General features: G+C 33.8%; 1 pseudogene. It reads right to left on the bottom strand.

The features are described from left to right. Positions 1–41: 41 nt before the first annotated feature. Positions 42–149, bottom strand: a pseudogene (locus ACWQ4X_RS19845) (IS5/IS1182 family transposase); the annotation flags it as partial. Positions 150–396 lie beyond the last annotated feature (247 nt).

Raw genomic sequence — 396 nt, 5'->3', positions numbered from 1 at the left:
ATTTGATTTCGCCCTTGTTTGCCTTTTGATGGAGCATATCATTGCGTAGCAGGATCAAACCAAATGGCAATATTTCCTCGACTCATGAGTGCTCGGTTATATGCGGGCCAATTGGTTGTGCGGTAGATTTTGTGTGTAGGCTTCTTCATTTGAAAATTATATCGCTGAAAAACCCTTTACAGATAGGTTTGTGCAACAAAGCCATTCAGAATTGAAATAGAAAAATTTAAAAATAAATAACTTGGAAATAGATTTTATGATAAAATTCAATCAGCTATATTAATTTCTACACTTATGTCTGCACTACAAAAAATTAATGAAGATATGATAGTGAATCTTCCTAAGAGAGATGGATCCGTAAATTTGAACAACTCCTATAAGTGATATTCTGCTCCT

Source organism: Acinetobacter sp. NigerLNRRAM0016 (assembly GCF_054112845.1).
This window is presented reverse-complemented; position numbering and strand designations above follow the sequence as displayed.